Source organism: Thermostichus sp. MS-CIW-26, from assembly GCF_054059115.1.
In genome coordinates, this window is record NZ_JBSSBV010000022.1 from 42,690 (window position 1) to 50,814 (window position 8,125).

The 8,125-nt window shown below is 60.0% G+C and carries 8 protein-coding genes; 3 read left to right on the plus strand and 5 right to left on the minus strand.

Annotated features, from left to right (window positions below; translation table 11 throughout):
* Nucleotides 1-32: 32 nt before the first annotated feature.
* The 3 genes from ACVWZU_RS08865 to ACVWZU_RS08875 form a co-directional block, all read right to left on the minus strand.
* Nucleotides 33-2,138, minus strand: a complete 2,106-nt coding sequence (locus ACVWZU_RS08865; RefSeq protein ID WP_457444434.1) for a thioredoxin domain-containing protein — start codon at nt 2,136-2,138, stop codon at nt 33-35.
* A gap of 106 nt (nt 2,139-2,244) precedes the next feature.
* Nucleotides 2,245-2,748 carry a GNAT family N-acetyltransferase gene (locus tag ACVWZU_RS08870; RefSeq protein WP_414413899.1) on the minus strand — a complete coding sequence of 168 codons (504 nt, stop codon included), beginning with the start codon at nt 2,746-2,748 and terminating at the stop codon, nt 2,245-2,247.
* Between the two features lie 73 nt (nt 2,749-2,821).
* The gene (locus ACVWZU_RS08875; RefSeq protein WP_457444436.1) at nt 2,822-3,289 is read right to left on the minus strand and encodes an SRPBCC family protein; all 468 of its coding nucleotides are present in this window, start codon (nt 3,287-3,289) and stop codon (nt 2,822-2,824) included.
* A gap of 294 nt (nt 3,290-3,583) precedes the next feature.
* Here ACVWZU_RS08875 and ACVWZU_RS08880 point away from each other — a divergent pair, with 294 nt between their 5' ends.
* Complete coding sequence (locus ACVWZU_RS08880) at nt 3,584-4,360, plus strand: DUF502 domain-containing protein (RefSeq protein ID WP_238376947.1); 777 nt, start codon at nt 3,584-3,586, stop codon at nt 4,358-4,360.
* Here the strand turns inward: ACVWZU_RS08880 and ACVWZU_RS08885 are convergent.
* Together ACVWZU_RS08885 and aroA are read right to left on the minus strand one after the other, a co-directional pair.
* On the minus strand, nt 4,357-4,707 hold the full coding sequence (locus ACVWZU_RS08885) for a TIGR03792 family protein (protein WP_011432948.1): 351 nt from the start codon (nt 4,705-4,707) through the stop codon (nt 4,357-4,359). The two genes, ACVWZU_RS08880 and ACVWZU_RS08885, sit on opposite strands and share 4 nt — an antisense overlap.
* Nucleotides 4,708-4,742: 35 nt before the next feature.
* Nucleotides 4,743-6,077, minus strand: coding sequence for a 3-phosphoshikimate 1-carboxyvinyltransferase (gene aroA, locus ACVWZU_RS08890; protein ID WP_457444444.1), 1,335 nt, complete (start codon nt 6,075-6,077; stop codon nt 4,743-4,745).
* A 216-nt stretch (nt 6,078-6,293) separates the two neighbouring features.
* Between aroA and rsmH the strand changes: the two genes are divergently transcribed.
* Both rsmH and ACVWZU_RS08900 read left to right on the plus strand, forming a co-directional pair.
* Nucleotides 6,294-7,223: a 16S rRNA (cytosine(1402)-N(4))-methyltransferase RsmH gene (rsmH, locus tag ACVWZU_RS08895; RefSeq protein ID WP_457444446.1), complete on the plus strand. Its 930-nt coding sequence runs from the start codon at nt 6,294-6,296 to the stop codon at nt 7,221-7,223.
* Between the two features lie 175 nt (nt 7,224-7,398).
* A complete protein-coding gene (locus ACVWZU_RS08900) occupies nt 7,399-7,947 on the plus strand; it encodes a hypothetical protein (RefSeq protein WP_457444438.1) in 549 nt (182 codons plus the stop codon).
* Nucleotides 7,948-8,125 lie beyond the last annotated feature (178 nt).

Here is an 8,125-nt window from a genome sequence, read left to right on the forward strand (position 1 = left end):
CCCTGCTGCCCTGAGCAAAAGTTGGGCAAAGGTCAGTAAGCCCGGTTTTGGCCTTTGGTGATTTGGGACTGGATTTGCTCGAGAGAACTGGCAGGGGCCAGGCATTTGTTGCCCCAGCACACCAGCCCCAGAGCTCCTTCCGGCAGAGGTTCGGTCTCGGTGGGGAGAGCAAAGACGGTGGTGGGCCAAGATCGTTGCTGAAAGGCGGGAATGGAATCGGCCTCCAGGGTGACTTTCACCCAATTGCTATACCAATCCAGTCCGGCAAAAAGGCTGGGGCAGGTGCGCGGCTGGGTGCTCATGATGTGGGCAAAGGTTTTCAAGGCCTGCTCTGCCCGCTCCAGGTAGTCCAGATCTCCAGTGAGGGCGGCAAGGCGCACCAGGTTGGCAATGGCCACCCCATTGGCTGCAGGGGTAGCGTTGTCCTGGAACTCCTTCTCTCGCACCAACAGCTCAGGGGCACTCTGGGCATCGCTGACAAAGTATCCCCCCCTGGCCGGATCCCACAGTTGCGCATCCATCTCCTGCTGGAGCTGGAGGGCAGCCTGCAACCAGTCTTGAGGGGTGGGATCCCCCACCAGGGGCAGGCAGGCTTGCTGCAAGTCCAACAGGGCCTTGATCAGCAGGGCGTAATCTTCCGATTTGGCGGGCACCTGAGCTGTGCCATCGTAGTTCAGGCGCAACAGGGATCCGGTCTCAGGGTGGCGCTGCTGGCTGAGGATGAATTGGGCAGCCCGCAGAGCGAATTGCAGATAGTCTGCGTTGCCGAACACTTGATAGGCCCGCGCCAGGCCGGAGATCATCAAGGCGTTCCAAGAGACGATCATCTTGGTGTCGGTGACAGGTGGGATTCGCCCTGGCCAGGATTGCAGACGGGCCGATTGGGCATCCACTGCCGGAGGGAAGGGAACTCGTCGATCCGCAGAGCCATAGCGTGCCTGAAACAGATGGGTGGTCAAGGCGGCTTCAACTTCTGGCGGCAACGCTCCTCCCTGTTGGCGCTGCAAGACGATGCAGCCGGGCCGATCGGGGAAGTTGCCCCCCGGCGATAGGTCAAACGCCTGCTGCAAGGCGCGGAAGGTTTCTTCCTCCAAGAGCTCCTGCAGCTCCTGCCAGCGCCAGACGTAGAACTCTCCCTCCTCTGGCTCTCGATCTTCTGCCCGGGCAAAGCTGTCGGCATCTTGAGCGGCGTAGAAATACCCGGCAGGGGCGGTCATCTCTCGCGCCACCCACTCCACCGTCAGCCGCACCGCCCGCTCAATGGCCGGATCTTGGATACCGTGCGCCCACAGATCGGAGAGAAACTCTAGGATCTGCCCGTTGTCGTAGAGCATCTTTTCAAAGTGGGGCACCGTCCAGGTGGGATCCACGGTGTAGCGGTGAAATCCTCCGGCCACATGGTCGAAGATCCCTCCCAGCACCAAGGCCATGCCTCGCTCTTTGGCCCGTTCCAGAGCGCTCTGCGAGCCGGGGATCCCTTCTGGTGGGTCGAAGCGGGCCGAACGCAATACCAACTGAGCGTAGGGCATCATGGGAAATTGCTGCACCGCCCCGGCATTGGAGAGCAAAGGCTGGATCTTGGGGATCCCAGAGCGCAGCAGGTCGGCGGGAATGTGGTCTTCCGGCACCAGGTCGCTGAGGGTGGTCAGAGCCGTCAAAATCTGGCCTTTCATCTCCTCTATTTTTTCCTTTTCCTGCCGGTAAAACTGCAGGATGCGCTGCAGCAAGGCCAGAAACCCCGGGCGGCCAAAGCGGGGCTCTACAGGAAAATAGGTGCCGGCGTAAAAGGGCACCAGGTCATCGGGCGTGAGGAAAACATTGAGGGGCCACCCCCCCTGCCCGCTCATGAGCTGCAACGCCTGCATGTAGATGCTGTCGAGATCCGGCCGCTCCTCGCGATCCACCTTGATGGGCAAAAAATGGGCATTCAAAAAGGCGGCAATTTCAGGGTTGGAGAAGGCCTCGCCCTCCATGACCGTACACCAGTGGCAACTGGAATAGCCGATGGACAGAAAAATCGGCCTATCCTCGGCCCGGGCTTTCTCCAGAGCTTCTGGGATCCAAGGCCACCAGTCCACCGGGTTCTCGGCGTGCTTGCGCAAGTAAAGGCTGGAACTTGTGGCGAGGCGATTGGCCATGAGTACACCCTCTCACCCTTTTTGCTTTTCAGGCTAGCGCGTCCTCCTCCCAAGGCAGAGCCAACCCACTGTTGTTCAAGATACACTCACCCAGGATCCCTGTCGGTCAAGCCTGCTCCTGCTCGGCAGCCGGGACTAAAAACTCCAGAGGGCGCCCGTGTAAAACCAAGGTGGTGCTGGGATTTTCCACAAAGCCGATTCGCTCGTAAAAGCCACGCTGATGGGTTGTGAACAGGTAGATGCGCTCCACCGACTGCAGGTGGGGATGGCTGATCAGGGTTTCCACCAACTTGCGGCCAATGCCCTGACGTCGGTAATCGTGATCAACCACGATATCCCAGAGGACGGCTCGGTAAACCCCATCGGAAGTGGCGCGGCCAAAGCCAATCAGGCGCTCCCCATCCCAGGCGCTGACCACCGGATGGCTGTGGGCAACGGCCCGCTCCATCTCCTGCCGCTGGCGATTCTGCGCCCAAAAGGCATTGCGGTTCAACAGCAGGAGAAGTTGATCCAGATCCAGCTCGCCCCGCTCCAGAGAGAAGCGAATGTTGCGGTTGTCCACCGGCTGACGAGAGAGGGCAATGACAGGCTCAGGAGAGGGATCTGACATGAAGCGGCCTTTGCAGTGGCGAGGGTTGACAATGGGGAAGGTCGGCGAAACACTTGGGCCTGACGAACGGAGACTAGCTGACCGAGGCATTGTCGGCGGCTGGCCCCGCCTGCTCTAGGGCATAGGCTTTGAAGCGCTCCAGATCTGCCTGGATGGTGCTCTCCACCACTTTGCCCACAAACAGGCCATCCAAGATTTTGCCGAGGATCCCCGGGAGCTTGTAGGCCACCGACAGCTTCACAATGGTACTGCCTTTGCGGTCGTAAAAGCGCAGCGCGCCCCGGTTGGGCAGCCCCTCCACCGAACTCCAGCCGATGTGTTGGTGTTTCACCACCGTGTGGGTGCGGGAGATCCAACTGAAGGTGAGGCCGCGGGTATCCAGTGTCCACCGGGACAGCTCCTGATCCAGCAATTCCACCGAGCGGATCCACTTCATCCAACGGGGCATGAGGGTGAGGTTGGCCCACAAATCCCATACCTGCTCAATGGGAACAGGCACCTCCACCTGACAGGTATGCTCTAGCCAATCCGACTCTGACATAGGGCCTCCCACGCAACACCCAGCAGAAACACAAACCATCCAGGGGCTTGGCCACAACGCCTCGGGACGGGATCCCTGCCTTTACAAAATTTTATATCGACCTAAGATAGCATTATCGGCCTGATGAAAGTTTGGGGCTCTGCGCTTTTTGGCAGCCCGATTTCTTTTGCCGGCAAGTTGCGGCTGCCCCCCATGAGGGCAACGCAGAAGGCAGGTATCATGATTGCCATCTGCAAGCTCCACTTGCAAGGGTTCGATGCATCCACTCGGTTGACTCGACGGGACGACCTCACCATGGTTTCACAATGGAAACAGCATCTTAAGAACTACTTCGTGGCGGGGTTGCTGGTGGTGATCCCTCTGGCAACTACCATTTGGCTGACGGTGGAGGTGGCCACCTGGAGCATTGGCTTTCTGACCAGCATTCCGAAGCAGTTCAATCCCATCCAGGGTTTGCACCCGATCTTGATCAACCTCATCGATCTGGCGGTGGGCCTGTTGACGCCGATTGTGCTCATCCTGTTGATTGGCTTCATGGCCCGCAACATTGTCGGCCAGTGGCTGCTCAATCTCAGCGAACAGTTGCTCCATGCGATTCCGGTGGCGGGGCTGGTGTACAAGACCTTGAAGCAATTGGTCAGTGTTTTGTTTGCCCCCAACAATCAGCGCTTTCGGCGGGTGGTGCTGGTGGAATATCCCCGACCAGGAGCTTGGGCGCTGGCCTTTGTGACGGGCACCATTCAAACTCCCATTCGGCCCGATGGGCCGCAGCGCTCCCTTGGCCTGTTTGTGCCCACCACCCCCAATCCAACGACGGGCTGGTACGCCATTGTGCCGGAAGACCAGGTGGTGGAAGTGTTCATGCCGGTGGAAGACGCTTTTAAGATGCTCATTTCCGGCGGCATTGTCACCCCTGAGAGTTTTGAAGCGGGGCTGCAGCGGCGAGAAGGAGCTTTGGCCGTGACCATGCCCAGTTTGCGGGAGCTGGTGGAGCAGGAGCGGGTGGCAGGATCCCCCAGGGCTGACTCGGTGGGCTCTGAGGTAGGTTTTGAGACTGAAGGGATCCCTTAATCCTGCTTTCCTGTCCCTGCAGAAGGGCCGGGCTGCCAGAGCTGGTATTCTTTGGCCTGTTCCAAGCGCACATAAAAAGGCCGCATTTGCCGATCCAATGCCTCCACTTGCTCGGAGGGAAAGGCCTTCCAGTCAGCACGGCTGGCCCAGCGGAGGATGAGGTGGACAAGTTCGGGATCCTCTTGATCCAGCCAAACTTCTTTGCCCAGAAAACCCGGATGCCGGCGCAGGGCGGATCCCCAAACCCGCTCGTCTTGCTCAAGAAAGGCTGCTTGCCCACCGGGAGGAACCCGGAAGCAGAGATGTTCGATGGCGATAGGGCCGGGCGGGCTGGGGCAGGTCGACATAGGAGCAGAGGCGGCAAAGTTAAAGATGGGCCCTCTCAAGACTCCAGGGGGGAAGCAGTCAATCGTTGCAGGGTGGGAATGAAGTCGGGGTAGGAGATGCGGGCACAGTCGGCTCCCCTGAGGAGGGTGGATCCCTGCGCTCCTAGAGCTGCCACCATCAGGCTCATGGCGATGCGGTGATCCTCGTGGCTGTCGACCTCGGCCCCGTGAAGAGGGATCCCTCCCTTGATTTCCAGGCCATCAGGATATTCAGTGACCTGGGCTCCCATGCGGCTCAGCTCTTGGGCTATGGCAGCCAGACGGTCGCTTTCTTTGACCCGCAGCTCTGCGGCATCGCGAATCACGGTGATCCCCTCGGCAAAGGCCGCCGCCACCGCCAAAACCGGGATCTCGTCGATCAGGGTGGGGATGAGATCGCCGGCGATGGTGCAGCCGCGCAAGCGGGCCGAACGCACCCGCAGATCTCCCAGGGGCTCGCCGGCCATTTCCCGGCAGTTTTCAATTTGAATATCGGCCCCCATCTCCTGCAACACCTGCAGCGCACCGGTACGGGTGGGGTTGAGGCCCACATCCCTTAGCAGCAATTCGCTCTCGGGCACAATGGAGGCGGCCACCAGCCAAAAGGCTGCCGAGCTGATATCTCCCGGCACCTGAACTTTTTGGCCCACCAGGCGGGATCCGCCCACCACGGCCACGGTTTTCGCCTCTGGATCCACGTGAATGTCGGCTCCGAAGGCCCGCAACATCCGTTCCGAGTGGTCCCGAGAGAGAGCCGGCTCGGTGACTTGGGTGGTGCCTTCCGCCAGCAGGCCCGCCAGCAAGAGGCAGGATTTTACCTGCGCTGAAGCCACCGGGGAGCGGTAGTGAATGCCCTTGAGGGATCCCCCTTGTACGGCCAAAGGTGCCAACGTCCCACCGGCCCGTCCCCAAATGCTGGCCCCCATCTGCCGCAGCGGTTCTACCACCCGCCCCATGGGCCGCGAGCGCAGGGAGCGATCGCCGGTGACGGCAAAAAAGCGCCCGGCCTGGCCAGCCAGGATCCCCAGCATCAGGCGCAAGGTGGTGCCGGAGTTACCTGCATCCAACACGTCTGCCGGTTCTTGCAGCTGGCCCAGGCCAACTCCCCGAATGCGAACACACTCGCTGTTGAGCTCCGAAATATCTGCCCCCAGCGCCCGAAAACAGGCTGCCGTACTGCGGGGATCCTCTCCCAGCAACAGCCCTTGGATGGTGGTTTCTCCTTCGGCCAGGGATCCCAGCATCAGGGCGCGGTGGGAAATGGACTTGTCGCCGGGGATGCTGACTTGGCCGCGCAGGCCCTTGGCCGGCGAGAGGGTCAAGATATCAGTAGCAGAAGAGTGAGTCAACACAGCAACCCTGACGGCAGACTGGGCAAAAGCGGCAGCAGTCTCATCATACTCAGAGCGGGACTCGCGCCCCAGAGATTTTGCCAGGGATCCCAAGACAGCCTGTCTTTTGACGGCCACCCCTCTTTTCCCAGAGGATCACCTTAACAACATGGATTCCTCGGTCGGGGCCTGGCCTCGGCCTTTTTTTTGCAGATACTGAACTTTGTAGCAGCAGAAATAGAACCCCCGCAGACCGTGCTTGGCGAGGCGTATCAACACGATTCCGTTTTGACCGAGGAGGTGATGGCCTACCTGCAACCCCAGGGGGGCGGCACTTTTCTGGATGTGACGTTGGGAGGGGGTGGGCACAGCTTGGCGCTGCTGCGGGGGGGAGCTGCCCGAGTGGTGGGGTTGGATCGGGATCCGGCGGTTCTACAGGCGGCGCAAGCGCGTTTTGCAGCAGAAGGGATCCCCGGCAGCCGCATCCAACTGTGGCACCTCAATTTTGCCGATTTCGATCTGCAGCAGCACGGCTTTCGGGATGAGCAGGGGCAGGGGATCCCCTTCGATGGCATCGTGGCCGACTTGGGGGTGAGTTCTCCGCAACTGGACTGTCCTGAGCGGGGATTTAGCTTTCGCGGAGAGGGGCCGCTGGATATGCGCATGGATCCCAGTGCCGCTCAGGAAACTGCCGCCGATTGGGTTAATCATCGCCCGGTCGAAGAGTTGATCGAGATTTTCACCCGTTACGGCGAAGAGCGATTTGCCCGCCGCATTGCCCATCACATCGAGCAGGCTCGTCCCCTCGCCACAACTACCCAGTTGGCCCAGGTGGTTTGGCAGGCAGTACCTCCGGCAGCTCGGCGAGGCCGCATTCACCCGGCCACTCGGGTCTTTCAGGCGTTGCGCATTGCCGTGAACCGAGAACTGGAGGCTTTAGAAACCTTGCTGGCCCAAGCCCCCACTTGGTTGAAACCCGGCGGCAGGTTGGCCGTAATCAGCTTCCATAGCCTTGAAGATCGCTTGGTGAAATGGGCCTTCCGCAGGGATCCCCGTTGGCAGGTGCTCACCCCCAAGCCCTTGTCCCCTTCCGAACTGGAACGGCAACGCAATCCACGGGCCCGCTCTGCCAAACTGCGAGTGGCTGCCCGCAGCAGTCAGATGTAGCACCAGTCAGTTCTCCCAATCTCAAGAGATCGGCTACTGTGAAGCGGACGGCTAGCCCGCCGAGACCAGGAATCGGGAGAAGGGGGTTGCTATTGGGGGATGCGGGGAACTAGGGTGAAGCGGAACCGGCAGTCCTGCACCGTCGGATCCCTTGGTGTGTGTGAGGTTAAGCCCTATGGTTAGCCAGCCTTTGAACGCAGGTCTTGATCGTCCCAAAAGCCCTCGTCGCCACAGACAGCCTTCTGCTCTGAGCCGACCCCTCTCCGGTACAGTTCAGGCCAGCCGCACCCAGCCTTTGGATTTGAAGTTGAAATCAGCCCATCCTCGCAGCCGACATTCGGCTTGGGCAGAACACCTAGCTTGGTGGAAGCAGATCTCCACAGGGATGGCTATCCTCTCTGGGGTTTCAGTGTTAAGCCTTTACAGTTGGACTGTGCATACCCAAAGCCGGTGGAGCCAGCGTTACCAGGTGTGGCAGCAGATGCAGCGCAACGAACGACAGTTTCTGCTGACTCAGGAATCCATCGCCAATTCTCTGCGGGAAATTGCCGACCGCTCCGAAATGGTGCCGCTGGTACCGGATCGGATGATTGAGGTGCCGATTGCCTCTTCCGGCCAAGTTGAGCCGGATCCAGCCCACCAGGCAACGGCTTTGCCAGAAAGAGCGCTCCGCGCCGCTCACGCGACCGAAAAAGCCCCTCTTTTCTATCCGGTTGGGTACTAATTCATACGGATCCCGCCCATGACGGCTAGGCCAGCGTCCCCATCTTGCTTTCCCAAAAGCTGTGGGTCTTGTGAAGTCTCAGCGTATCTGATACATTTACGCTGAACACTGCTGAACATCACTGTTCAACTATGCAGCGATAGCATTCTGTTTGTTTCCAAACAGAATGGCGGTATCC

Bases quoted from the DNA above. Each gene is read 5' to 3' on its own strand.
- ACVWZU_RS08865 (WP_457444434.1), bottom strand. From the start codon at position 2,138: ATGGCCAATCGCCTCGCCACAAGTTCCAGCCTTTACTTGCGCAAGCAC.
- ACVWZU_RS08870 (WP_414413899.1), bottom strand. From the start codon at position 2,748: ATGTCAGATCCCTCTCCTGAGCCTGTCATTGCCCTCTCTCGTCAGCCG.
- ACVWZU_RS08875 (WP_457444436.1), bottom strand. From the start codon at position 3,289: ATGTCAGAGTCGGATTGGCTAGAGCATACCTGTCAGGTGGAGGTGCCT.
- ACVWZU_RS08880 (WP_238376947.1), top strand. From the start codon at position 3,584: ATGGTTTCACAATGGAAACAGCATCTTAAGAACTACTTCGTGGCGGGG.
- ACVWZU_RS08885 (WP_011432948.1), bottom strand. From the start codon at position 4,707: ATGTCGACCTGCCCCAGCCCGCCCGGCCCTATCGCCATCGAACATCTC.
- ACVWZU_RS08900 (WP_457444438.1), top strand. From the start codon at position 7,399: ATGGTTAGCCAGCCTTTGAACGCAGGTCTTGATCGTCCCAAAAGCCCT.